General features: G+C 39.6%; 18 protein-coding genes and 2 tRNA genes. 17 read left to right on the forward strand and 3 right to left on the reverse strand.

What is annotated here, in order from left to right; all coding sequences use genetic code 11:
• Positions 1-75: 75 nt before the first annotated feature.
• The 4 genes from ligA to ORNRH_RS09555 all read left to right on the forward strand — a co-directional run bounded on the left by ligA (position 76) and on the right by ORNRH_RS09555 (position 3,343).
• Positions 76-2,061, forward strand: a complete 1,986-nt coding sequence (gene ligA / locus ORNRH_RS09540; protein ID WP_014791645.1) for an NAD-dependent DNA ligase LigA — start codon at positions 76-78, stop codon at positions 2,059-2,061.
• The gene (locus ORNRH_RS09545; RefSeq protein WP_036601963.1) at positions 2,061-2,792 is read left to right on the forward strand and encodes a hypothetical protein; all 732 of its coding nucleotides are present in this window, start codon (positions 2,061-2,063) and stop codon (positions 2,790-2,792) included. The genes ligA and ORNRH_RS09545 overlap by 1 nt, the downstream gene beginning before the upstream one ends.
• Positions 2,764-3,165: a hypothetical protein gene (locus ORNRH_RS09550; RefSeq protein WP_036601965.1), complete on the forward strand. Its 402-nt coding sequence runs from the start codon at positions 2,764-2,766 to the stop codon at positions 3,163-3,165. The genes ORNRH_RS09545 and ORNRH_RS09550 overlap by 29 nt, the downstream gene beginning before the upstream one ends.
• A gap of 105 nt (positions 3,166-3,270) precedes the next feature.
• Positions 3,271-3,343: transfer RNA gene (locus tag ORNRH_RS09555), tRNA-Gly, on the forward strand.
• 136 nt (positions 3,344-3,479) lie between these two features.
• On the opposite strand, the gene ORNRH_RS09560 is transcribed toward ORNRH_RS09555, so the two are convergent.
• Complete coding sequence (locus tag ORNRH_RS09560) at positions 3,480-4,346, reverse strand: sigma-70 family RNA polymerase sigma factor (RefSeq protein WP_014791646.1); 867 nt, start codon at positions 4,344-4,346, stop codon at positions 3,480-3,482.
• Positions 4,347-4,776: 430 nt separating this feature from the next.
• Here ORNRH_RS09560 and ORNRH_RS09565 point away from each other — a divergent pair, with 430 nt between their 5' ends.
• The 4 genes from ORNRH_RS09565 to ORNRH_RS09585 all read left to right on the forward strand — a co-directional run bounded on the left by ORNRH_RS09565 (position 4,777) and on the right by ORNRH_RS09585 (position 12,143).
• Positions 4,777-5,754 carry a glycoside hydrolase family 130 protein gene (locus ORNRH_RS09565; RefSeq protein WP_014791648.1) on the forward strand — a complete coding sequence of 326 codons (978 nt, stop codon included), beginning with the start codon at positions 4,777-4,779 and terminating at the stop codon, positions 5,752-5,754.
• 79 nt (positions 5,755-5,833) lie between these two features.
• Entirely contained in the window at positions 5,834-8,182 is a 2,349-nt protein-coding gene (locus ORNRH_RS09570; RefSeq protein ID WP_014791649.1) for a glycoside hydrolase family 20 protein, read from the forward strand.
• A 1,261-nt stretch (positions 8,183-9,443) separates the two neighbouring features.
• Positions 9,444-11,123, forward strand: coding sequence for an FISUMP domain-containing protein (locus ORNRH_RS09580; protein WP_014791650.1), 1,680 nt, complete (start codon positions 9,444-9,446; stop codon positions 11,121-11,123).
• 627 nt (positions 11,124-11,750) lie between these two features.
• Positions 11,751-12,143 carry an HU family DNA-binding protein gene (locus tag ORNRH_RS09585; RefSeq protein WP_014791651.1) on the forward strand — a complete coding sequence of 131 codons (393 nt, stop codon included), beginning with the start codon at positions 11,751-11,753 and terminating at the stop codon, positions 12,141-12,143.
• Positions 12,144-12,358: 215 nt separating this feature from the next.
• On the opposite strand, the gene ORNRH_RS09590 is transcribed toward ORNRH_RS09585, so the two are convergent.
• Positions 12,359-13,666, reverse strand: a complete 1,308-nt coding sequence (locus ORNRH_RS09590; protein WP_036601970.1) for a cryptochrome/photolyase family protein — start codon at positions 13,664-13,666, stop codon at positions 12,359-12,361.
• Between the two features lie 159 nt (positions 13,667-13,825).
• On the opposite strand from ORNRH_RS09590, the gene ileS reads away from it, so the two are divergent.
• From ileS to ORNRH_RS09620, 6 genes are all read left to right on the forward strand, one after another.
• Entirely contained in the window at positions 13,826-17,221 is a 3,396-nt protein-coding gene (gene ileS / locus ORNRH_RS09595; protein WP_014791653.1) for an isoleucine--tRNA ligase, read from the forward strand.
• Positions 17,222-17,225: 4 nt separating this feature from the next.
• Entirely contained in the window at positions 17,226-17,615 is a 390-nt protein-coding gene (locus ORNRH_RS09600) for a TraR/DksA family transcriptional regulator (protein ID WP_014791654.1), read from the forward strand.
• 79 nt (positions 17,616-17,694) lie between these two features.
• On the forward strand, positions 17,695-18,252 hold the full coding sequence (locus ORNRH_RS09605; RefSeq protein ID WP_014791655.1) for a LemA family protein: 558 nt from the start codon (positions 17,695-17,697) through the stop codon (positions 18,250-18,252).
• Positions 18,253-18,266: 14 nt separating this feature from the next.
• Positions 18,267-19,133 carry a DUF2207 domain-containing protein gene (locus ORNRH_RS09610; RefSeq protein ID WP_052040755.1) on the forward strand — a complete coding sequence of 289 codons (867 nt, stop codon included), beginning with the start codon at positions 18,267-18,269 and terminating at the stop codon, positions 19,131-19,133.
• A 186-nt stretch (positions 19,134-19,319) separates the two neighbouring features.
• Positions 19,320-20,291 (forward strand): IS110 family RNA-guided transposase, encoded by a 972-nt coding sequence (locus ORNRH_RS09615; protein ID WP_014790141.1) that lies wholly within the window; start codon positions 19,320-19,322, stop codon positions 20,289-20,291.
• Positions 20,292-20,367: 76 nt separating this feature from the next.
• Entirely contained in the window at positions 20,368-21,408 is a 1,041-nt protein-coding gene (locus ORNRH_RS09620; protein ID WP_081484569.1) for a DUF2207 family protein, read from the forward strand.
• A gap of 11 nt (positions 21,409-21,419) precedes the next feature.
• Here the strand turns inward: ORNRH_RS09620 and ORNRH_RS09625 are convergent, their stop codons facing one another.
• Positions 21,420-22,700 (reverse strand): acetyl-CoA hydrolase/transferase family protein, encoded by a 1,281-nt coding sequence (locus ORNRH_RS09625; protein WP_014791656.1) that lies wholly within the window; start codon positions 22,698-22,700, stop codon positions 21,420-21,422.
• Positions 22,701-22,917: 217 nt separating this feature from the next.
• Between ORNRH_RS09625 and ORNRH_RS09630 the strand changes: the two genes are divergently transcribed.
• The 3 genes from ORNRH_RS09630 to ORNRH_RS09640 all read left to right on the forward strand — a co-directional run bounded on the left by ORNRH_RS09630 (position 22,918) and on the right by ORNRH_RS09640 (position 25,470).
• Complete coding sequence (locus tag ORNRH_RS09630) at positions 22,918-23,901, forward strand: pyruvate dehydrogenase complex E1 component subunit beta (protein ID WP_258205069.1); 984 nt, start codon at positions 22,918-22,920, stop codon at positions 23,899-23,901.
• Between the two features lie 66 nt (positions 23,902-23,967).
• Positions 23,968-24,041, forward strand: a tRNA-Arg gene (locus ORNRH_RS09635).
• A 1,000-nt stretch (positions 24,042-25,041) separates the two neighbouring features.
• Positions 25,042-25,470 carry a nucleotidyltransferase substrate binding protein gene (locus ORNRH_RS09640; protein ID WP_014791658.1) on the forward strand — a complete coding sequence of 143 codons (429 nt, stop codon included), beginning with the start codon at positions 25,042-25,044 and terminating at the stop codon, positions 25,468-25,470.
• Positions 25,471-25,484: the final 14 nt, after the last annotated feature.

The raw sequence follows: 25,484 nt of genomic DNA on the forward strand, positions 1-25,484 counted from the left end.
AAGTGGCTTTTTTTGTCCCTAAATGCTACGAAAAAAACACACAAATTTTATATTTTTACGCCTTAAGCTTTTACTATGAGTATCGAAGAAAAAATCCAGCAACTACGCCAAGAAATCAATCATTATAATTACCAATATTATGTTTTAGATCAATCGGAAATCTCTGATTTTGATTTCGATATGAAACTAAAGGAATTGCAAGATTTAGAGGAGCAGTATCCTGAGTTTTTTGATCCAAACTCGCCTACGCAAAGAGTGGGAGGTAGTGTAACTAAAAATTTCCCGACCGTGCAGCACGCTTATCGCATGTATTCTTTAGGAAACTCTTATTCAGAAGACGATTTGCTCGAGTGGACACAGCGTGTGGAAAAAGATTTAGGCGAGGTTACATACTTTTGTGAGCTTAAATACGATGGGGCTTCAATTAGTTTAACCTATGAGAACGGAAACCTCACGCATGCCGTAACGCGTGGCGATGGCATCATGGGCGATGAGATTACGACCAATGTTCGCACAATCCGTAGCATTCCGTTGAAAATCAATGGAGAGTGCCCTCCTGTGTTTTATATGCGAGGTGAAATCATTATGCCCTTAAAAGCTTTTAATGCGTTGAACGATGAGCGAGAAGAATTAGGTTTAGAACCATTTATGAATCCGCGTAACACTGCCAGCGGAACACTCAAATTGCAAGATTCAAGCGAGGTGGCTAAGCGAGGATTAGAGGCTTTAATGTATAATGTGGCGGGCGAAAATTTACCATTTGATTCGCAACAAAACATGCTCGAAACTGCTCGAAACTGGGGATTTAAAGTGCCAAATGCAGGAAAAAAATGCAATAACATTCAAGAAATTTTAGAATTTGTGCATTATTGGGATCAAAAACGCCATGAATTGCCTTACGAAACCGATGGAGTCGTGGTAAAGGTAAATTCTATGGTTCAGCAAGATGAGCTTGGGTTTACAGCCAAATCGCCAAGATGGGCTATTGCTTACAAATTCAAAGCCGAACAAGCTTATACAAAATTAAATTCAATTGATTATCAAGTAGGGAGAACGGGAGCTGTAACGCCTGTGGCGAATCTAAACCCTGTGCTTTTGGCGGGAACCACGGTGAAAAGGGCTTCTCTGCACAATGCCGATATCATCGAGAAATTAGATGTAAGAATTGGTGATACCGTGATTGTAGAAAAAGGCGGAGAAATTATCCCGAAAATTGTGGGCGTAGATTTGAGTCAAAGACCAGCAGGAACGGAGCCTACGAAGTTTATTGCAGAATGTCCCGAGTGCGGAACGCCACTCAAAAGAAACGAGGGAGAAGCAGCATATTATTGCCCAAACGAGGACGGTTGCGCGCCGCAAATCAAAGGGAGATTAGTGCATTTTGTGAGTCGTCGTGCGATGGATATAGAAAGCATTGGAGCAGAAACCATTGCACTTTTGTATCAGCAAAATCTTGTGAATAATATTGCAGATTTATACCGATTGAAGAAAGAAGACATTTTGCCACTGGAACGCATGGCGGAGAAGTCGGCAGACAATATCATTCACGCATTGGAAGAGTCCAAAAAAATGCCTTTTGCCAAGGTTTTATACGGAATAGGTATTCGCTATGTGGGCGAAACGGTGGCTAAAAAATTAGTCAAAGCTTTTCCGAGTATAGATGAATTAATGCAAGCTTCGATCGAAGAGCTGGAGGCGGTAGATACCATCGGAACTCGCATTGCCGAGAGTGTAAAAGAATATTTTGCAAAGCCAGAGCATCAGCAGTTAATAGAGGATTTAAAGTCTTTTGGACTACAAATGCAGGCAGAGCAACAGGAAATGCTTTCTCAAAAATTAGAAGGTTTAAGTTTCTTGTTTACAGGGAAATTAACGGCTTTTACCCGTGATCAAGCCAAAGAAATGGTGGAGAAAAACGGAGGGAAAATCGTTTCTTCGGTGTCTAAAAACTTAAATTATTTGGTAGTGGGCGAAAAAGCAGGTTCAAAACTGAAAAAAGCTCAAGCCATAGAAAGCATAAAAATTATTACAGAAAATCAATTTTTAGATTTGATTCAATAGTGGAGATAAAAATATTTAGCAAAATAGAGGATGTGCCTCCCGAATGGGGCAAGCTGGCGAATGATGTTTTTTTAAGTGCTAAATACTTGAGAGCTACAGAAAAAAGTATGCCTGAGAATTACCAAACATTCTATGTCGTTTTGTGGGATGAAGGTAAAATTCAGGCAAAATCCGTTTGTCAGGTGTTGAGTTTTGATCTTTCGCAAGTGAGCGAAAAAAAATGGATTTCCAAAAGTTTTATGCAAAAAATTAAATTCACGGCATTTAGTTTTGGGAATATGATGCTCACGGGAAATCACGCAGCGGTGTTTGCCAACACAGCGGCGGAGCATTATTTTTACAAGCATCTGGATCAAATTGCTGATTTGATAGAAAAACATGCAGGAATTAAGCGAAATATTACTTTAATCAAAGATTTTAATCTTCAAGAAAAAAAGCAAATTCAGGCATTTTTGCCTCAGTTTTCAGGTATTAAAGTTCAGCCCAATATGGTGATGAGTTTTCGCAAAAATTGGAGAGAATTTTCGGACTATCTGCAAGCGATGCGCACCAAATATCGCACTCGAGCCAAGCGTGCGTTTAAGAAATCCAATGATTTACAATTTTGCACGCTCACGCTCAACGAAATTGAGCAGTATAAAAATGAGGTTTATAAGCAATATCAGTGCGTTTTTGAAAATGCTGAGGTAAAATTCCTATGTCTTGCCACCAAATTATTTTTACACGCTTAAAAAAGAGCTAAAAGACGATTTTGAGCTTATTGCAGGTTTTCTAGATAAGAAGCTAGTATGTTTTTACACTTTAATTAAAAACAGAAATGAGCTAGAATCTGGATTTTTGGGTTACGATGCTCGGTATTTGCAATCGCATGCTTTGTATTTGCGCATGTTGTATGAAATGGTTTCGGCGGGAATTGCTTCAAAATATGCCAAAATCATATTTTCTCGCACCGCTTTAGAGATTAAAAGCTCGGTTGGGGCGACGCCAGAGGAAGTTTTTGTGTTTGCTAGGGCAAAAAATCCAATTTTGAATCGTTTTTTAGGCAAGATTGTTTCTTTTTTCTATCAAGAGCCAAATTTTGAGCCAAGAAATGTTTTTAAATAAATTACTGTAAATCAGATTTGTATATAAAAATATAAAAATTTTTCAATAAAATTTGCTTGAAAAGTTTGGTATTTTAAAATTCCGTCTTATATTTGCAGTCCAATTGCGGGAGTAGCTCAATTGGTAGAGCTTCAGCCTTCCAAGCTGAATGTTGCGGGTTCGAGTCCCGTCTCCCGCTCTACGAGTCTTTAAGCGTAGCTTGAAGGCTTTTTTTTCTTTTTTCATAATTTTTTATTGATTAATTATTGCAACAAAAAATCGCTGAATTCTTTCGAACTCAGCGATTTTGTTTTTTATGCCCTTTTTGTGAGGGGTTATCTCGCAAGATAAGTTTTTAAAATTTTGCTTCTTGAAGTGTGTTTAAGTCTTCTAATGGCTTTTTCTTTAATTTGTCTTACACGCTCACGAGTTAAATCAAAAGTTTCACCGATTTCTTCCAATGTCATTGGATGTTGTCCGTTTAGCCCAAAATACAAACGAATTAAATCTGCTTCTCTAGGGGTAAGCGTTTGCAAAGCACGCTCAATCTCGATGCGTAGCGATTCGTTCAATAATTCGCGATCTGGGTTTGGAGATTCGCCCGAGCGGAGTACATCGTATAAGTTTGAGTCTTCTCCTTCCACGAGTGGAGCGTCCATAGAGACATGGCGTCCAGAGTTTTTGATGGATTCTTTTACATCTTCCTCGGTCATATCCAGCTGATCTGAAATTTCTTCGGCAGATGGAGCTCGCTCATGCTCTTGCTCAAGGGCAGCATAGGCTTTATTAATTTTGTTGATAGAGCCGATTTTGTTCAGTGGTAATCTCACGATACGAGATTGCTCTGCCAAGGCTTGCAAGATAGATTGGCGAATCCACCATACGGCATAAGAAATGAATTTGAAACCACGCGTTTCGTCGAATCTTTGAGCGGCTTTGATGAGTCCTAGGTTTCCTTCGTTGATCAAATCTGGAAGGCTAAGTCCTTGATTTTGGTATTGTTTAGCAACCGATACCACGAATCTTAAATTGGCTTTAGTCAATTTTTCTAGCGCAATTTTGTCACCAGCTTTAATCCTTTGAGCGAGTTCCACCTCTTCTTCGGCAGTAATCAAATCTACTTTACCAATCTCTTGTAGATACTTGTCTAGCGACGCAGTTTCACGGTTGGTTACCTGTTTTGTAATCTTTAGTTGGCGCATATGGTGTTTTTAGTTTTAATATTTAATTTTCAGTGAAATAAGCCTTCAAACTTTTCAAGGTTTTAGCGAAAGCTCGGGTTTATATATACGGAAAAAATATCGGATTGTTACAATTTAAATGTTAAAATATAATTAAAAATATGAATTTCAAGTGATTTTTGATTCAAAAATGGCAATAAATCAAATTTTAATCCGTTTAAACGCCTTTAATTATTAGTTGAAAGATATTCAAATGTTTAATTTTAAGGTGATTGTGAATGATTTTTGTGTAGAGGGGTACTTATTGGGATTTTCATTCGGGTTGAATCTTTTTGTTGGTGCAATCTGTTTTTTTGAGATGTTTAAGCTAAAATTCACATCAAAAATCATAGAAAAATACAATTAAAATTGTTGTATATTTGTTTGTGTTAAATGAAAAATCAATAATATAATGCAAAACAAAGTACAAATCCCATGGCAAGATCGTCCAGAGGGCTCCAAAGATGTCGTGTGGCGATACGACCAAAATCCAATCATAGATCGTTACGCAATTCCTAGTTCTAATAGTATTTTCAATAGTGCCGTTGTGCCGTTTGAAGATGGCTTTGCGGGAGTGTTCCGTTGCGATAACAAGGCGGTGCAAATGAATATTTTTGCAGGATTTAGTAAAGATGCAGTGAATTGGGAGATTGAACACAATCCCATTGATTTTGCCAAGGATCCTGATACCGAGATGATTCACTCTGATTATAAATACGATCCGCGTGTTACTTTTATCGAAGATCGTTACTGGATCACTTGGTGCAATGGCTACAACGGACCTTCTATCGGGGTGGGCTACACTTTCGATTTTAAAAAATTCTATCAGTGCGAAACTGCCTTTTTACCATTTAACCGAAATGGCGTTTTGTTCCCACGAAAAATCAACGGAAAATATTGTATGCTCAGCCGTCCAAGCGACAACGGGCACACAGCCTTTGGCGATATTTTCTTAAGCTATAGCCCAGATATGAAATACTGGGGCGAGCATCGTTTTGTGTTTGGAGCCACTCCGTTTGAGGATAGTGCTTGGCAATGTCTAAAAGTAGGAGCAGGCGCGGTGCCAATCGAAACAGAAGAAGGCTGGCTAGTCATTTATCATGGCGTAATCCGCACTTGCAACGGCTATCGCTATGCAATGGGTTCTGCCTTGCTGGATTTGGACGACCCGAGCAAAGTGCTTTATCGCACACAAGACTATATTTTAGGTCCTGCGGCACCTTATGAATTGGTAGGAGATGTGCCAAATGTAGTGTTCCCTTGTGCGGCGTTACATGATTTTGAAAAAGATAGAATTGCAATTTATTATGGCGCAGCAGACACCCATGTGGGATTGGCTTTTGCGCATATTTCTGAGCTAATTCAATTTACCAAAGAGCATTCTTTATAATTTAAAGTTCAATGAGAGAATCAAAAAAGGGCAAAAAATACCTTTTTTGGTTCTTTTTTTATTTTTTAATGAAACGAAAATGAAAACAATACAATTATTTTGTCTTGGTTTTTTTGGCTTAATCTTGTCGTGCACCGCGGTGCAGAATAATGCTGAGCCAAAAAAAACAGCATTTAGCACAATTCAAAAAGATCAAATCATACCCGTTCCGCAAAAGGTGGAATATGAAATGGGAGCTTTTGTATTTTCGCCTGAAACCAAAATTTACATTTCCAACGAAAATCAGCGTTATGTAGCGGAATTAATTCAGGCTAAATTCCAGCCAGCAATGGGCTACGAATTGCCCATCGTTACCCAAAAGCCTAAAACGAATTTTATAGGTTTTGAAGAAGATACTCATTTAAAACCAGAAAATTATACTTTAAAAGTAAATCCAAATTTTATAGAATTAAAGGCAAGCGACCGAGCAGGCTTTGTGTATGCCTATGAGTCTTTGCGCCAATTGCTTCCGCCAGAAATTGAGTCGGGAAATTTAATCAAGAAACAATGGGCGGTGCAAGCGCAAAACATTACAGATTTCCCAGAGTTTAAATGGCGTGGCGTGATGCTCGATGTGTCAAGACATTTTTTCTCCAAAGATTATATTTTAAGCACAATCGATCGTTTGGCTTTGTTGAAAATGAATACACTTCATTTGCATTTAATAGATGATCAAGGTTGGCGAATTGAGATTAAGAAATATCCAAAACTTACCGAAGTAGGCGCGTGGCGTGCAGACCACGAAGATAAACATTGGGACGCTCGCCCTCCGCAAAAACCTGGCGAAAAAGCTACTTATGGTGGTTTTTATACCCAAGAAGAGCTGAAGGAAATCGTGGCTTATGCCACCGAGCGTGGCATCAATGTAGTGCCAGAAATCGAGATGCCAGCCCATGTTACGAGTGCAATTGCAGCTTATCCCGAATACTCTTGCCAAGGCAAACCCGTTACGGTACCAACAGGTGGGCTATGGCCAATTACTGATATTTACTGTGCAGGACAGGAAAAAACTTTTAAATTTTTGGAAGATGTTTTGGATGAAGTGATGGAGATTTTCCCTTCGGAGTACATTCATATCGGGGGAGATGAAGCTACCAAAACCAACTGGAAAACTTGTCCGCACTGCCAAGAAAGAATGAGAGAAGAAGGCTTAAAAGATGAAAAAGAATTGCAAAGTTATTTCATTAAGCGTATCGAAAAATATTTGAACCAGCATGGCAGAAAGTTAGTTGGTTGGGACGAGATCTTGGAGGGCGGCATTGCTCCCGAAGCTACGGTGATGAGCTGGCGTGGCTTTGATGGCGGAATCGAAGCGGCAAATCAAGGACACGATGTTGTGATGACGCCAGGAGACTATGCCTATTTTGATGCCTATCAAGGAACGCCACAAAACGAGCCTTTGGCAATTGGAGGATACAAAACGCTTAGCAAAGTTTATGAGTTTAATCCTATTCCACCACAGATTGCACCCGACAAAAAACATCATATTCTAGGAGCACAAGCCAATTTATGGGCGGAGTTTGTGCCAAACGAAAAGCACTCGGAGTACATGTTGTATCCGCGTCTTTTTGCCATGTCAGAAGTGTTGTGGTCTTCGCCTAAGCAGCGCGACATCAAGGATTTCTTCTCTCGTGTGTATGTGATGATGGATCGTTTCGACCGATTGGGCATCAACTATGCAAAGAGCATTTACGAAGTTACGGGAAAAGAAAAAATAGATGAAAAAGATCCAAATGTAATTTGGCTGACTTTGTCCAACGAAATTCCAACTGCTATGGACATTCGTTATACCATTGATGATAAAAATTTAGCCAAAAATGCTAAAAAATACACTTCTCCTATCAAGATTACGAAAAACTGCACCGTGCGTGCCTCTTTGTTTAAAGACGGAAAGCCTATCAATAATGTGTATGAGAAAACATTTAAATTCCATAAAGCAGTGGGCGCAACGGTAAGTTACGAGCCAATGTATCACAAAAGCTATCAAGGTCAGCACGAGACCAATATGGTGAATTTGCTCCGTGGTACCGAGGATTTCCACGATGGGCAATGGCAGGCATGGTTGAGAGATAATGCCACTATTACACTTGATTTGCATCAACCTATCGACATGAGCGAAGTGGTAGTGGGCATGATGCAAAAACAAAGTTCGGGTATTTATTTCCCGCTAGAAGTGGTGGCTTATGTTTCGCTTGATGGCAAGAGTTTTAAAAAAGTGGGCGAAATTAAACAGCCTTATGAGGAAAATGGATTGGCTGAGTTAAAGAATTATGCCTTTGCATTTAAGCATCAAAAAGCACAATTTGTGAAAATCTTTATCAAAAACATTGCACATCCACCTAAGGGCGGCGACGCATGGATTTTTGTAGATGAAGTCATGGTAAACTAGCCAAAGCCATAATGTTTTAAAAAAAGCCTCTTTAGCTTTAATTTAAGATTTAGGGGCTTTTTTTTTTGTAATTGTACTTGGCGTATAATAAAAAGACTTGTAATTTTAACATGCTAAATGCTTGCGATTATAAAAACTTTTTATAGCTTTGCCCCTGTCTATGAAACAGCGTGTGCCACATATAATGAATTGTGATAAATTTAACAACTTTTTCTTGCTTAGTTCGAGAAAAAGTGTAGACACACACACACACACACACACACACACACACACACACACAATTATATACCTTATAATATAGTTTGTCTATTTGCTTGTGCAAATGCTTCTTTCCTTTATTTAAAAACCAAAAATATTGTTGCTAGCTTGTTGCTAGCTATACTATATTGTATAAAGAGACTAAAGCCAAAGTTCCGTTTAGGAGCTTTGGCTTTATGTTTTTTTACAAAGAAATGTTTTTGCAGTGCCCCACACTGTAAAATACTTTGTTTTCATATACTCTCGTGGAACGCGCTTCCTAGTAGAATGTTTTTTTTCATACTTAATTTTTTTGGTCGAGAGACTAAAAGAGTTATTTAGTAATGTTCGCTATGGGAATAGCCGACAATCGTTTTTAAGTTTTGGCCTTGCTGTGGTATGCCCCTAATGCCATGGTAAGGCTTTTTTGTTGAAAGTAGCACAGCTTTACAGCTGTAATCGATATAAATGAGAAGTTCTTTGGGATTTTGTATAGTGCTAGTGTCTTCTTTCTTGTTCTTTTGGCTTGACCCAAAAGAACGAAAAAGTCAAGAGCGAAGGCAGCGGTTTGCCTAACGGCACGGGGTTCGCCTCCGCTATTTGAAAGCTTTGGCTTTCAAGTTCGCTATGGAGGCTCTCCCTAAACCTGCCTTCGCTCACCTACAGCTCGTTGAAGCGAAGCGTTAATGAGCAAGAGCATGGGCAGTAGGCGGAGTGGAGCGCGTCCGAGGGATGAGCCTAGGGAGAAAGGGAGGCAAGCCCGCGTAGTCCTACGGTACGCAGTAGCCCATTTCACTTGCTCTTGATTCACATACTCTGCTCTCGCAGACTTTTCAACTTTTTTCATCAAGGAAAAAAGTTGGCTGAAAGAAGAAGTCTGCAAAAGCGGAGTATATGGAGTAATTGTAAAGAGGGAGGGGAATTAGCCCTGCAAAAAGGAAACACTATACAAAATCCTTGATGATATAGAAAGAAATAAAACGAAATAAAACCATAAAGTTTAATTTTAAAAAAGTAAAAAAGTATGAAACGAAGTTTTTATCTTCTAGGAATGTTGCTGGTGGGCGGTGTAGCCCTTGCGCAGCAAGATGCAGAGGGGCGAGTGGGGGTGAATACCACTACCCCAAATGCAAGTTTGGAAGTCTCTCGGAACGATGAGTTGTTTAAGAAGGACGAAACCCAAGCACAAGGGGTAACCTTCCCAAACTTTAGTACCGAGGAGCGTTCTAAGTTTGAGAATGTTGCCGTGGGCACGATGATTTTTAACACAACCAAGAAATGTTTAGAGATGTATTTTGGGGTAGTGAATGGGGTACACCAGTGGAGTTGTATTCCTGATGTGAACAATAAGCAGTCTCAAAATGTGAGTGTGGAGCCAGCCGGCTGGAGTGGACAGTTTATTGGTGGCGTAGCATTAAATGGTCAATCGGTTAAGTTTAAGTTAGTGAACAATGGTTTTGTAGGGATAACAAATGTTAATTTTTCTGATGCTGTGAGCATACAGAACGCCTCTAGTGGGGCTTCCAAGCAGGGCAATGTAAGCGTTAAGCAAGGGCAGCACACCAGTGTTTCGTTAAATGGAGGAGAAAGCAGGGTGCTCACCTATCAGTTAGAGGGTACGCCAGAGGCAGGAACCTTAGTAGCTAAATTTGAGAAATTAGGGCTTTCCGCCGACCAGCAAACTGTGGTAGGCTTAGGAAGTGCTACTTTGCAAAATGCCCAGCCTAATTATACAGTATCATTAGTGTATAACCAGACCAAAATACAAGGAAGGATAGACAATGGCAGTAATAAAGTAACGATAAAAATCCCGTATACTAATGGTAAGGGTTCTTATAATGCTTTTAGCCAAACGGTAGCTGCGGCTAAAGGGCAAGGGAATGATGCCAATAATTTAACCTTGGATATAGCAGGCGGTAATTTTGGCGTAAAGGGTGAGCTTACCGCCACAGTAAAGGTAGAGGGTGATGGCGAATATTTAGTAAAACAACTAGCGCCAGGGAAATCCTATGACATAGCCACATTTAATGTAGATATAAACGGAAGTAGAGCAACTGTAGTATTAAAAGGTAGAGGCGGTATCCCAGATAAGAAGTTTGGGGTGAAAACCAATGGTAAATTAGAGCACCAGTTTATCTATATTCCTATCACAGGCCCAGATGGCAGAACATGGTTAAATAACAATTTAGGAGCGGATTATGCTAATGTTAATTCTCCACACTTTAATCCAACCCAGCAGGCTACAAGTAAGACTGATTATAAGGCATATGGTTCGTTGTTCCAGTGGGGTAGAGAGGCAAATGGACATGAGTTAGTAGATTGGACTAGTTTTGGTTCAGGACGTGTAGTTCATTCAAATCTGTCTTGGAGTAGAGATATGTCGTCAAGTTTAACCACTTATCATGATCCATGTCCAAATGGGTATCATACTCCATCTAAGTCCGAGTGGGAACAATTGTTCAGCAAAGTGGGTTCAGGCAATTCAAATATGTGGAAAGAGCGTCAGTTAAATCTTCCCGCTGCAGGCTACCGCTACAGCTCCAATGGTTCGCAGTTCAACAGCACAGGTAGCGGCGGCTACTATTGGTCGTCTACGCAGAATGGTAGCAATAACGCATGGGAGTTGGGCTTCAGCTCAAGCAGTGGCAACATGTTCAGCGCCAATCGTTCCTACGGGCAGCCGGTTCGTTGCCTCAAGGATTAGCGGGGTTTCATTCCCCTCTTGAAGGGGGTGCTTGATAGGGGGGGGTGTTTTCTTTCTTCTTCTTTTCTCTTGATAGAAAGTCTTGCGAAGACTTGGAGCAAGAGTATGTGAAAGCAAAAGATCAAGAGCGAAGGCAGCGGTTTGCCTAGCGGCACGGGGTTCGCCTCCGCTATTTGAAAGCTAAAGCTTTCAAGTTCGCTATGGAGGCTCTCCCTAAACCTGCCTTCACTCACCACCACGCGTAAGTTTCGAGCATTCCAGCTCGAACAAAGCGAAGCGTTAATGAGCAAGTGCATGGGCAGTAGGCGGAGCGGAGCGCGTCCGAGGGATTAGCCTAGGGAGAAAGGGAGGCAAGCCCGCGTAGTCCTGCGGTACGCAGTAGCCCATTTCTCTTGCTCTTGACTCACATACTCCGCTGTCGCGGACTTTGCAACTTTTTTCATCAAGGAAAAAAGTTGGTTGAAAGAAGAAGCCTGTAAAGGCACATATACAAAGACTTTGCAGGCTTTTTTGTTCCCTTATGGGAAAGGTGGGGAATTAACCCCACAAAAAGAAGCATTTAATATATGAATAACAAATAGGAATATGAATCATAAATAAGAATTAACAATCAAAAAATAAGAAATTATGCCAGTAAAATACAATGTAGTGGAGCGCAAGAATCCGCAGAAGAGAGAAGAGCCCGGCAAGTGGTATGCCAATGCTAAGGCAGATGGAGATATTAGCCTTAAAGAAATCGCCGAGGAGATTTCTGGCGGTTCTACCACGGTGAGCGATACCGATGTTTTGGCAGTGCTCAATGAGATGATAAAGACTTGCACTCGTCATTTATCAGATGGTAAAGTAGTGAAGTTTGGCGAGTTTGGGAATTTCCAAGTCAGCCTTACTAGCGAAGGAGCAGCGTCGGAAGAAAAGTTTAATCCTAGCTTGATTAAGGGCAACAAGATACAGTTTCGCCCAGGCGAGGCACTTCGCAAAATGCTCAAAACCGTGAAATACGAGAAATATAGCAAGAAGTAGTCTTGAGCCATTTTAAGGTATGAAAGCCCTCACTAGTGAGGGCTTTTTTTATGCGCAAAAGGTTCTTATCTCAACGCGAAGGCTCGCGCGACATTGCGGGAGCGTTTGCGTTCATTTACGGGATAGTTCGTGTGTGCAGATGGGAGCGTTCCCGTCGCGCGACGGGAACGCTCGCGTAGAGAGGGGCTTGCTTTTAGCTTTGGTCGGTAAAAAGATTAAGAGGATTTCACCGCTTTTTTATAGACTTCCAAACAACGCAGTCGGCTAGATTTTAGATCCACCATAGGCTCGGGATATTTAGCCGTGCCCCATTCAGGAATCCATTTTTTGATATATTTTTGATTTGGGTCAAACTTTTCTGCCTGCGTAATGGGGTTAAATACTCTAAAATATGGGGCAGCATCGGTGCCACAACCTGCCACCCATTGCCAATTTCCGTTGTTAGATGCCAAGTCAAAATCCATTAATTTCTCGGCAAAATAAGCCTCGCCCCATCGCCAATCAATCAAGAGATTTTTAACCAAAAAACTCCCCACAATCATGCGTACACGGTTGTGCATAAAGCCCGTAGCGTTCAGCTCTCGCAAACCCGCATCCACAATAGGAACGCCCGTTTTTCCTTGGCACCAAAGTTCAAATTCCTGCTCGTTGTTTCGCCAAGCAATAAAATCGTATTTTGGTTTAAAAGCCTTAGAAACCACTTCTGGATAATGCCCCAAAACTTGACTGAAAAACTCGCGCCAAATCAATTCGTTCCAGAAAGTTTCGTTGTGCTGCATGGCATAGCGCATGGCTTCTCGTATGCTCAAAGTCCCAAAACGCAAAGCCGTGCCGAGCTTGGAAGTGCCGTCGTTTAAGTAAGGCAAATCTCGCTCTTTTTCGTAATGATCGATATTGATGTTTTGCAAATCGGTGGGCAAATTAGGAATTTCCACATTTTCAAACCCTATGCTCTCCAGCGTTTCAAAATCATCATTAAAAAAGGTATAAAAATTGGATTTTTCGAGTGCTATGGGAAACGCCTTTAAATCCCGAGCGGGTTCCAAAATCTTTTTCCATTGATTTTTGTAGGGCGTGTACACTTTATAAGGCTCGCCCGCTTGCGTGAGCACTTCGTTTTTCTCAAAAATAATTTGGTCTTTAAAGGTGTGAAATTCGATATTTTTTTGGGTTAAAAGTCGTTGCACTTTTTCATCTCGCTGGAGCGCGTAGGGCTCATAATCACGATTGGTGAAAACAGCCTTTAGATGTGAATCTTGGGCTAAATCTTTCCAAATTTCGGAGGGATTTCCTTTTAGGATTAATAAGTCTGAATTCAGCTTTCGCAAGGACTTTTTTAAGGCTAAAAGTTGCTGCAAGATAAAGCCAACACGCTTGTCTTGCTTGGGCAAATGTTTTAGAATTTCGGTGTCAAAAATAAAAATACATTTTACGGGTATTTTGTGCTGAATGGCGTGGTGTAGTGCGGTATTGTCCTTTAGTCTTAAATCTCTACGAAACCAATGAATTACATAATCCTTCATGTGAGTAAGATAACGATTTTGAGGATTTAGCCCAAAAAATCCCCGAAAATCTAAATAAGTGTTCAAAATCAGCGTTATTTAATCCCATAATTAGAAAAAAATGCTTAATTTCGCAGACATTCAATTTTTGAGAATTTTAAATAGAACAATTAAAGAATTATGCATAATAAATTTCCAGAATACAAGCAGTTGGACTTGGTAAAGGTCGCCGCGGAAGAATTAGATTTTTGGGAGAAAGACGATACCTTTAAAAAGAGTATCGAAACTCGCGAAGGAAACGAAACTTTTGTATTTTTTGAAGGACCACCTTCAGCCAACGGAATGCCTGGAATTCACCATGTATTGGCGCGTTCAATCAAAGATATTTTTTGTAGATACCAGACTTTAAAAGGCAAACAAGTTAAGCGTAAAGCAGGCTGGGATACGCACGGCTTGCCAGTGGAGCTTGGCGTGGAAAAAGAATTGGGAATTACTAAAGAAGACATCGGCGTAAAAATCTCGGTAGAAGATTACAACAAAGCTTGTCGCGAAGCGGTAATGCGCTACACCGATGCTTGGAACGATTTAACTCATAAAATCGGATATTGGGTAGATTTAGAAGATCCATACATTACCTACCAATCTAAATACATGGAATCGGTATGGTGGCTATTGAAACAAATCTATGATAAAGGCTTAATTTATAAAGGCTACACCATTCAGCCATATTCTCCAAAAGCGGGGACAGGGCTTAGCTCGCACGAGTTGAACATGCCTGGGACTTATAAAGATGTAAGCGACACTACGATTGTGGCTCAGTTCAGAGCTAAAAAAGAAACTTGCCCTGCTTTGCAAGATTTAGATGGCGCGGTGTATTTCTTGGCTTGGACGACTACTCCTTGGACTTTGCCATCGAACACGGCACTCACCGTGGGCAAAAAGATTGAGTATGTCGCGGTAAAAACTTTTAACCAATATACTTTTGAGCCAATTACCGTAATCATCGGAAAACCATTGTTGAAAAAGCAATTCGGCGGGAAATTCGTAGAAACCGATAATCCTGAGGATTTTGCAAATTATAAAAGCGAAGATAAAAAGATTCCTTACCAAATTCTAAAAACCTTTACGGGAGCAGATTTAGTAGGGGTTAAATATGAGCAATTATTGCCTTGGGCATTGCCATATAAAGATGCAGACCAAGCCTTCCGTGTGATTGCGGGTAATTTCGTAACCACAGAAGATGGTACAGGTATCGTGCACACTGCAGCTACCTTTGGTGCAGATGATGTCCAAGTGAGTGAGGAAAACGGTGTGCCACCAATGCTCGTTTTAGACGACCACGGAAACCCTGTTCCGCTTGTAGATTTGCAAGGGAAATTCACTTCGCATGCTCCTGAAAAATACGCAGGAAAATATGTGAAAAACGAATATTATAACGAGGGCGAAGCACCTGAGCGTTCTGTAGATGTAGAAATCGCTATTCAGTTAAAAGAAGAAAACAAGGCCTTCAATGTTCAGAAATATAATCACACTTATCCACATTGTTGGCGTACCGATAAGCCTGTTTTATACTATCCGCTAGACAGCTGGTTTATCAAAATCAGCGACAAACGCGAAAGATTGGTGGAATTGAATAAAACCATCAATTGGAAACCAAAATCTACGGGAGAAGGCCGTTTCGGAAACTGGCTGGCAGAGGCTAAGGATTGGAACCTTTCTCGTTCAAGATATTGGGGAATCCCATTGCCAATTTGGCGCACAGAAGAAGGCGATGAGGTGAAATGCATTGGCTCTGCACAGGAGTTAATGGAAGAGGTGGAAAAAGCTATCGCAGCAGGCGTGATGACCGAAAATCCATACAAAGATTTTGTACCAGGTGATTATTCAGAAGAAAACTATGAAAAATTAGATTTACACAAAAATTATGTAGACCAAATCACATTGGTATCTTCGACAGGCAAACCAATGAAACGCGAATCTGATTTGATCGATGTTTGGTTCGATAGTGGTTCTATGCCTTATGCACAATGGCACTATCCGTTCTCTTGCGATAAAAAATTAGAGGAAATCGTTCCTGCTGATTTCATCGCAGAAGGCGTAGACCAAACACGCGGATGGTTCTATACTTTGCACGCGATTGCAACTTTAGTTTTCGACCAAATTGCCTATAAAAATGTAGTGTCTAATGGTTTAGTTTTAGACAAAAACGGACAAAAAATGTCTAAGCGTTTAGGAAACGCCATCGATCCGTTTGAAACCATTCAGAAATATGGTCCAGATGCAACACGCTGGTACATGATTTCGAATGCACAACCATGGGAAAACTTAAAATTTGATTTAGAAGGAATTGAGGAAGTTCGTAGAAAATTCTTCGGTACCTTATATAATACATATTCGTTCTTTGCATTGTATGCCAATGTAGATGGATTTACCAACCAAGAGGCAAAGGTTCCTGTTGAAAAACGCCCAGAGCTTGATCGTTGGATTTTATCTGAATTAAACACATTGATTGAAAAAGTAGATGGATACTATTCAGATTATGAGCCTACGCGTGCAGCGAGAGCAATCCAAGAGTTTGTGGGAGATAACTTAAGTAATTGGTATGTTCGTTTGAACAGAAGACGCTTCTGGAAAGGCGAATATTCTGAAGACAAAATTGCTGCTTACCAAACTTTGTACGAAGTATTGAAAGTCGTAGCACAATTGGCTTCTCCAATTGTACCATTCTTTAGCGATAGATTGTATAAGGATTTAACCGCGGTGGCGGGAGAAACACAATCTGTTCACTTATCAGATTTCCCGAAAGCTGATGCAAGCCTAATCGATGATGAATTGCAAGAAAGAACACACTTAGCTCAAAAAGCGACAAGTATGCTCTTTAGCCTTAGAAAACAAGCCGAAATCAAAGTAAGACAACCGCTTACTAAGGTGATGATTCCTGCACTAGATGAGGTAATGAAAGAAAGATTGGAGTCTATTGCCGAGCTACTGAAACACGAGGTGAATGTAAAAGAAGTAAAAATCTTGAGCAACGAAGAAGCTGCGGATATTTTGGTAAAAGAAGTGAAACCAAACTTTAAATCACTAGGACCAAAATTCGGTAAGGATATGAAAAATGTTGCGGCAGCAATTCGTTCAATGAGCAACGAGCAAATTAACGAGCTGGAGCGTGCAGGCAAATTCAGTTTAGAAATAAACGGAGAAACGCACGAATTGCCAATCGAGGATTTTGAAATCATAACTAAAGATATTCAAGGTTGGGTAGTGGCTGTAGATGGCAACTTAACAGTGGCATTAGATACTACACTCACAGATGAATTAAAAGCGGAAGGTCTTGCAAGAGAGTTAGTTAATAGAATTCAAAATTTAAGAAAAGATGCGGGGCTAGAAGTTACCGATCGCATCAATGTTCAGTTACAATACACTCCAGAGATTCAGCAAGCGGTAGATGCTAATTACGATTACATCGCCAACGAAACTTTGGCAGAAAAAATTGAAGTTTTTGAAGTGCTAAATGTTGCAAATGTCGTAGAAATTGACGATATTGTAACGAAAATAGCAATTCAAAAACCTTAACAATATGAGTAACGAAGAAAAAGGAAAAAAAAGGTACAGCGACGCCGAGCTTGAAGAGTTCAAAGTGTTGATTCTTGAAAAAATTGCAAAGGCGGAAAAAGATTTAAAAGTGATAAAAGAATCTTTTATTAATGATCAAAACAATGGTACCGATGATACTTCGCCTACCTTCAAAGCATTTGAAGAAGGCTCGGAAACCATGAGCAAGGAGCAAAACGCTCAGCTCGCAAACCGACAAGAGAAGTTCATCAAAAATCTAAAAAATGCCTTGATGCGTATTGAAAACAAAACTTATGGCATTTGTAGAGAAACAGGTAAATTGATTAGTAAAGAAAGATTAAAACTTGTTCCGCATGCAACTTTAAGCATCGAAGCTAAGCAAAAACAGCGTTAAAAAAAGAAGACTCAGATGGTTGATTTCTGAGTCTTTTTTTTATTTTTGTAGAGATCAATTAAAAAATATAGAAAAAAAAATGACAACAGTAGGTATTATAATTTTAGTCATCTTAATTTTGTTTGTGTTGTATGGCGTGGGCGTTTACAATAAATTAGTAAGCCTTAAAACCCTTGTAGAGGAGGCGTGGAGTGCCATCAATGTAGCATTGAAAAAGCGTCATGATTTAATCCCCAATTTGGTGGAAACCGTGAAGGGATATGCACAACACGAGAGCGGAACTCTGGAAAAAGTAATCCAAGCGAGAAATCAAGCAGTGCAGGCTAATGGTGTGCAAGGGCAGGAGCAGGCAGAAAATATGCTCACTAAGGCTCTGGGTGGTATATTTGCCTTGGCAGAAAGATATCCAGATTTAAAGGCAAATACCAATTTTTTAAGTCTGCAAGAACAGCTTACTCAAATAGAAAATGATATTCAAAAAACAAGAAATTACTACAATGGCACTGTGCGCGAGAAAAATATCTTGATAGATAGCTTCCCGAGCAATATTGTTGCAAATATTTTTAAATTTACTAAAAGTCAATTCTTTGAGTTGGACAATCCAGCCGAAAAAGAAGTGCCACAAGTTAACTTTTAGACCTTAAAAAATATATGAAAAATAGGTTTTTTGTATTTTTCTTCTTGCTCTGCCTAGCCGTATTTGCTCAGCAGGAGCGAATCCTTAATTTTCATTCAGATATAAAGATTGAGGAGTCGTCTGATATTCAGGTACAGGAAAAAATCAAAGTGCATGCAGAGGGCATAAATATCCGTCGTGGAATTTTTAGAGTACTTCCCACCATTCGCAAGAAAAATACAGGAAACTATAAAGTAAACTATCATGTGAGCTCGGTATTGAGAGATGGGGTAGAGGAGCCTTATTCTACCGAGGTGCGAGATGGGAAATTCTATATCTACATCGGTCGTAAAAACAACTTTTTGCCAGCTGGAGATTATGAATATCAAATCAATTACACGGCAGATAACCAAATTGGGTATTTTGACACCTACGATGAGTTTTATTGGAATGTGAACGGAAACTATTGGGATTTTCCAACAGATAAGGTTTCAGCCAATATTGTATTGCCTCATGGCGTAAAAGTGGAAAGCACCGCTTGCTACACAGGCTCTTATGGAGAGGATAAGCAGGATTGTGATATAGAAACGAGAGACGGAGCAGTGAGCTACAAAGCAGAAAACCTAGCCATAGGCGAGGGGCTAACGGTGGCTGTGGCTTTCACTAAAGGGGTAGTTATGGCACCTGCGCCACCTAGTTTTCTTGAACGATACGGGATTACGATTTTATCCATTATTCTATTGATTCCCACACTTTTCTATTGTTATAGAACTTGGGACAAATACGGGCGCGATTATCCCAGTCCTGTGGTGGTGCCACAATTCAATGTGCCCAATAATATGTCGCCAGGCACAGTGGGAATGTTTAATGATTTAAGGGTCGTACATTTGTACGTTGGTTAATAATTTGATAATTTATAACTTTGATATAGGCATGGACAAAGACCGATTAAGGGGTGGTTCAAGAAACCGGGTTTAACGTTCAGTCCCCATGCCTTTACATCTGAAATCTGGATAGTTCGTTGGGACTTATGATCCCGTGTTGGCGACGATAGATTACAGGATGTATTCAACCAAATTAAAGACGTTATGACTTACATTGGAATTGACATCAGCAAGGACAGCTTTGTAGCTGCTTTTCCGAAAGTATCGGGTTATCAGACCCAAACTTACCCTAATACCGTAAAAGGTATCAGGAAGTTCATCGGCTCGCTTTCCGTAACAGAACATCATTGTGTGATGGAAGCCACCGGCAATTACGGCTTTCTGCTTCTTTATCTGCTTGACAGGCAAGGAATAGCTTCCAGTATGGTAAATCCCAAACAAATCAAGCACTTCTCACGCATGATGATGACCGTCACCAAGACCGACCCCAAAGATGCCTGTATGATTGCCATGTACGGGGAGAAAATGAATCCTCCCGTTTACAAGATGCCCTCTGAAGCCGTCATGCTGCTGAAGCAGAAGAAAACGATTATCAGGCAGTTGAAGAAACAGCTTACGGCGAGCAAGAACCTGAAAAGCTCCCTCGTTATGCTTCCGTTCCAAGACAAGAACGGGATGAAAGCGTTGGATAAGACCATTTCTTTTTTGGCAAGCCAAATTGAGTCTTTGGAATCCGAACTTGCAGACTTGGCTTCGTCTGAGTTTGACAGGCAGGTTAAACTACTCACATCCATCAAAGGGATTGGCATCACTTTGGCTACAGCCTTGATTGTCGCTACCGGAGGATTCTCCTATTTCAACAATGCAAAGCAGGTTTCCCGTTTTATCGGGATATGCCCGACTTACCAGCAGTCAGGAACATCCGTACACATCAAAGGTGGGATTAACCGAAACGGGGATGCGAGCCTGCGTTCTTTGCTTTATGTCGCCTCGTGGTCTGCTTTACGTGGAAACACAACCTGTAAAGAATGCTACGCACGGTTGAAAGCCAACGGGAAGCCTTCCAAAGTGGCTCTTATCGCTGTTGCTAACAAACTCGTCAGACAAGCATTTGCCGTAATTAAATCAGATGCACCTTATGTGGATGGATTCGTTTCTACCCATCAAACAAAATAACCTATGGTGGAATTTTTGCTCTCATTTTATTTGCTTATTAATATAGTTCGTTAAATCAAGTTTTTATTCGGCTGCGATTGTGCATTTAGCCATCAAAGGATATTTAAAAATCGAAGAAATCGTAAAAAAAGGATTTTTTGCAGACGAAAAATACTATAAATTAATCCAACTAAAAGAACCCGACAAAAATCTGCCCGATGAAGAGCAGTATTTGATGGAAGAGTTATTTCATTCTAAAACTGAGAAAATCATCGGAAAGAAATATGACAAAGATTTAAGCGAATCTGTGCAAGCATTCAGAGATTCGTTGATTGTTCAAAATGATTATTTAATCAGAAAAGGGGCAAATTTAAAACTTTTAACCTTGCCAATTTTATTGGTTTTTGGGCTTAATTTAGCCTTAATAGCATTTTGCTACATCAATGAGTACAAAGACGGAGGTTTCGAGGATACACTAGGTTTCTCAATCGTTTCGCTAGTTGCGACTTTGTTTTTGCTCACTATTCCAGCCTTTGTGCGAAATTTTAGTGCAGTGATTGTTTTGTACAGCATTTCCAGTATATTCTTAGTAGGAGTATCCGTTTTGTATTTATTGGAAATGGGAGAGGACTTTTACTTTTTAAGCATTCCGCGATTGCTTGCGAGCATTGGGCTAAGTGTTTTGTTGTTTTATCGTATTTTGATTAAGCGACCAAGTATAGAATTGCTTAAAATTCAATCCTTAATCAAAGGGCTAAGGATGTATTTGGGCTTTGCCGAAGAAAAGAAGTTGCAGTATTTTAACCCACCGAAATTAACGCCGGAAGTGTTCGAGGAAATGTTGCCTTATGCCATGGTACTTGGCACAGATGGAGTTTGGGGCAAGAAATTTCAAAAAATGGTGGAAGCAGGCGTAGTGCCAAAAGACTATGAACCCACTTGGTATGCAGGGAATTTCTATAACTTCCATGCCTTTACCTATGGTTTAAATAGCGGATTAGCCCAAAGCGTAACAACTTCTATGACGCCACCACAATCCTCAAAAGCAGGTTCATCATCAGGCGGCTTTGGAAGCGGCTCGTTTGGCGGAGGTTTCTCTGGCGGCGGCGGTGGCGGTGGCGGCGGTGGCGGCTGGTAGGTTGTTAAGTTTTATTCAAACCTAAAAAGCTCAAAAGCTTGTCGGTCGAGTTCTTCTCTAAAGTCTGGGTGAGCAGTCGAAATCAAGAGTTTAGCTCGTTCTTTGTTGCTTTTTCCAAACAAATTCACCGCACCATACTCAGTAACCACCCATTGCACATGCGCACGCGTGGTAGTAACGCCAGCGTTTTGTTTAAGGCTCGGAACAATTTTGCTGATGCCTTTGTGCGTCTTAGAACTAATGCCAAAAATAGGTTTTCCGCCTTTGGACATGGAGGAGCCAAGCGTAAAGTCTAGCTGACCGCCTACACCAGAAAATTGATACGCTCCTAAAGTATCGGCACAGATTTGCCCCGTTAAATCTATCTCCAAAGCACTATTGATGGCAACAGCTTTGTCGTTTTGGCTAATCACACAAGGATTATTGGTATATGACGAAGGCTTTAGCATCACTTTAGGATTGTCGTGTACAAAATCATACAAATCCTTTGCTCCAAATAAAAAGGTGGAAACGATTTTTTCGGTATCAATTCTTTTATTTTTACCATTAATCACCCCAGATTTAATCAAAGGCAACACGCCATCTGAGAAAATTTCGGTGTGGATTCCTAAATTTTTATGATTTTTCAAATTGCCCAAAACAGCATTTGGCAAAGCTCCAATTCCCACTTGGAGGTTTGAGCCATCTTCGATCAATTCTGCAATATATTCGCCTATGGCAGCATCTACCTCTGATGGCGGAGGCGTTACCACTTCGGCAATAGGAGAGTTGTGCTCCACAGCATAATCAATCTCGCTCAGGTGAATGTAGCCATCTCCAAAGGCGCGGGGAACATTAGAATTCACTTGTGCAATCACCGTTTTAGCCGATTTCATTGCCGCCAGAGAAGTGTCTAGACTCACCCCAATAGAGCAATATCCGTGCGCATCTGGAGGAGAAACCTGGATTAAAGCCACATCTAGATCAATGTATCGCTCCTCAAACAGGCGAGGCATTTGGCTTAAAAAAGTAGGCGTGTAGCTACCTTGCGGAGAATTTACAGCACGACGCACATTGCCCCCGACAAATAAACTATGAATATTAAAACTATCTTTTAATTCAGGTTTAGCATAGCCTCCATCATCATTCGTTATGATTTGAAAAATTTTCACATTTCTAAGCTCGCTTGCGCGTTCCACCATCGCATCGACCAAAATATTGGGAGACATAGGTGTGGTGTGGATAAAAACGGAATTCTCGCTATTTATGGCTTTTACAGCGTCTTGTGCTGAACAAAATTTAGTTTTTTTCATACATTATTAAGTGCTAAATAAAATGATCGATAGCCTAAAAGTACAAAAAAAATTTAAATTAAAAAATAGAAATTGTTTAAAATACGCTTTATCTGTTATAAAGCGGAATAGGGCAGCAGGAATTAGAAAAAATTTAGGTGAAATAAATCATTTTTTATGGATATGCTTGGTAATATTCAAGTATAATTAATAAATTTGTGGAGTTAAAGAAAAAAATATCATGACAGAAAAAACTTTTAGAGAAGTAATTGCTGAGGCAATGAGCGAAGAAATGCGTCGCGATGAATCTATATATTTAATGGGGGAAGAAGTAGCAGAGTATAACGGAGCGTATAAAGCTTCTAAAGGAATGCTTGCTGAATTCGGACCAAAAAGAGTTATAGATACCCCGATTGCGGAGTCTGGTTTTGCTGGAATCGGTGTAGGGTCTGCAATGAATGGAAACCGTCCGATCATTGAGTTCATGACTTTTAACTTCTCTCTGGTTGCAATCGACCAAATTATAAACAATGCTGCTAAAATGCGCCAAATGAGTGGTGGACAATGGAATATCCCAATCGTGTTCCGTGGACCTACTGCCTCTGCAGGGCAATTGGCGGCTACGCACTCTCAAGCTTTTGAAAGTTGGTATGCAAACTGTCCTGGTTTAAAAGTTGTAGTTCCGTCAAACCCATATGATGCAAAAGGATTATTGAAATCTGCCATCCGTGATAACGATCCTGTAATCTTCATGGAATCTGAGCAAATGTATGGTGACAAAATGGAAATGCCAGACAGCGAATATTTAATTCCGCTAGGAGTGGCTGATGTCAAAAGAGAAGGTACAGATTGTACAGTAGTTTCTTTTGGTAAAGTAATCAAAGAAGCGATAAAAGCTGCTGATGAATTGGCTAAAGAAGGTATCAATATCGAAGTTATTGATTTAAGAACAATTCGTCCGCTAGATTATGATACTGTAATCAAATCAGTTAAGAAAACAAATCGTTTGGTAGTTTTGGAAGAAGCTTGGCCATTTGGTTCAGTAGCTTCTGAGATAGCATACATGGTTCAGCAAAAAGCATTTGATTATTTAGATGCTCCAGTGAAAAGAATCACAACTCCAGATGTGCCATCTCCATTCTCATCTGTATTGTACGAGGCTTGGTTCCCGAAAGCAGAAGAGGTAGTGGCTGCCGTAAAATCTGTGATGTATAAAAAATAAGATAGATTTATAGTTAATAAAAAAGCACCTTAAATTTAAATTATTTAGGGTGCTATTTTTTGTGTTGGCCCCATAGTTCAACTGGATAGAATATCAGATTTCGGCTCTGAGGGTTGAGGGTTCGAATCCTTCTGGGGTCACATTCAAGTCTATAAAACAAAGACTTGCAGAAAATAGGGACTAAAAAAGGGACTAATAATAGGATTAGTCCCTTTTTTAGTCATGTTTTATACTTTGCTCCATAAAATTCAAATTCGCTTAGAAGCATACGAATAATACTATTTCACCCCTAAGCTGGTAAAAAACTTACCACCCCCAAATCCGTAAAAACACTAGTTAACAGTAACTTACATTTTTTCTCAATATTTTATATTATTATATATACATAGTAACATAGTAGAATTACATAGCAGAATTCTTTTAATCATTTTTTTATTTCTGTAATCTATTTTTATTCTTATTGAAAATCAACTAGTTGAGAGTTTTGGTTTTAATGCGTAATTTTAGTTGCAAGATGTGTCTTTGTGCCCACAACTTTTTACAAAGTTTCGGATACTAAATACCATCTTACCTTTTTTAAATTCTATTATTTTACTTCGATTACATCTTCGAAAAAAAAAGAATTTTTGAAAAAGGGGATAAAAACTTCGGAACACGTTTTTTAATCACTTAAAACAATTTTAAAGGCAAAGAATATATTTGATTTTAGCTAAAAATAAGTTGAAGTAAACTATCAAGATTGGCACAATCAAAATCTCTGTAAAAATAGTAAAGTATTTTGGTGATGATTTTTGAAGTATTTAATCAAAATTTAATATATTTGATAAGTTTATAGATTTTAAGTTAGCATAAGAAGACTATGGAGAAAAAACAACCAAGAATGTAGAAGAGCCATTAGAAAAATAGCTATGGAAATTTGGAGATTACGAAGATATTAAAGGTTTTTTGTGCCTCTGCGTCCAAAAAGCGAGTGGCAGAATTAGATTATGTGCTTACTACTGGCAGATATGTAGAAGAAGAAGATTTTTGATTTCAATGAAAGATTTACATTTTTGAAAGCAATGTTTGAAGCTCAATTAATTGAAGAGGAAGCATTAAATCAAAAAATATAGGAGAACTTGTCTAGAAAAAATTAGAAGAATGAAAAATAATACCGATATTCGATGGATACAACGATTAGACAATTACAATAAAGCTTTGTCTAAATTGACCGATGCCGTGCAGTTAGACCAAACTAAAACGCTTAGTGAACTAGAAAAACAAGGTTTGATTCAGTCTTTTGAATATACGCATGAGCTTGCATGGAAAGTCATGAAAGATTATTTTACTTTTCAAGGAAATACAGAAATTACAGGTTCACGAGATGCAACGAGACAAGCCTTTAAAGCAAATCTTATAGAAGATGGAGATAACTGGCTAAAAATGATACATAACAGAAATTTAACTAGCCATACTTACAATGAAGAGACATCAGAGGAAATCTACGAGAATATAGTAACTATTTTTTATCCCCTTTTTGTTTTATTCCAAAAGAAAATGAATCAATTAAAGGAGAAAAACGAAGAGTGATTAACTTTCAACTT

It is taken from the genome of Ornithobacterium rhinotracheale DSM 15997 (assembly GCF_000265465.1).
GTDB classification, from domain to species: Bacteria; Bacteroidota; Bacteroidia; order Flavobacteriales; family Weeksellaceae; genus Ornithobacterium; species Ornithobacterium rhinotracheale.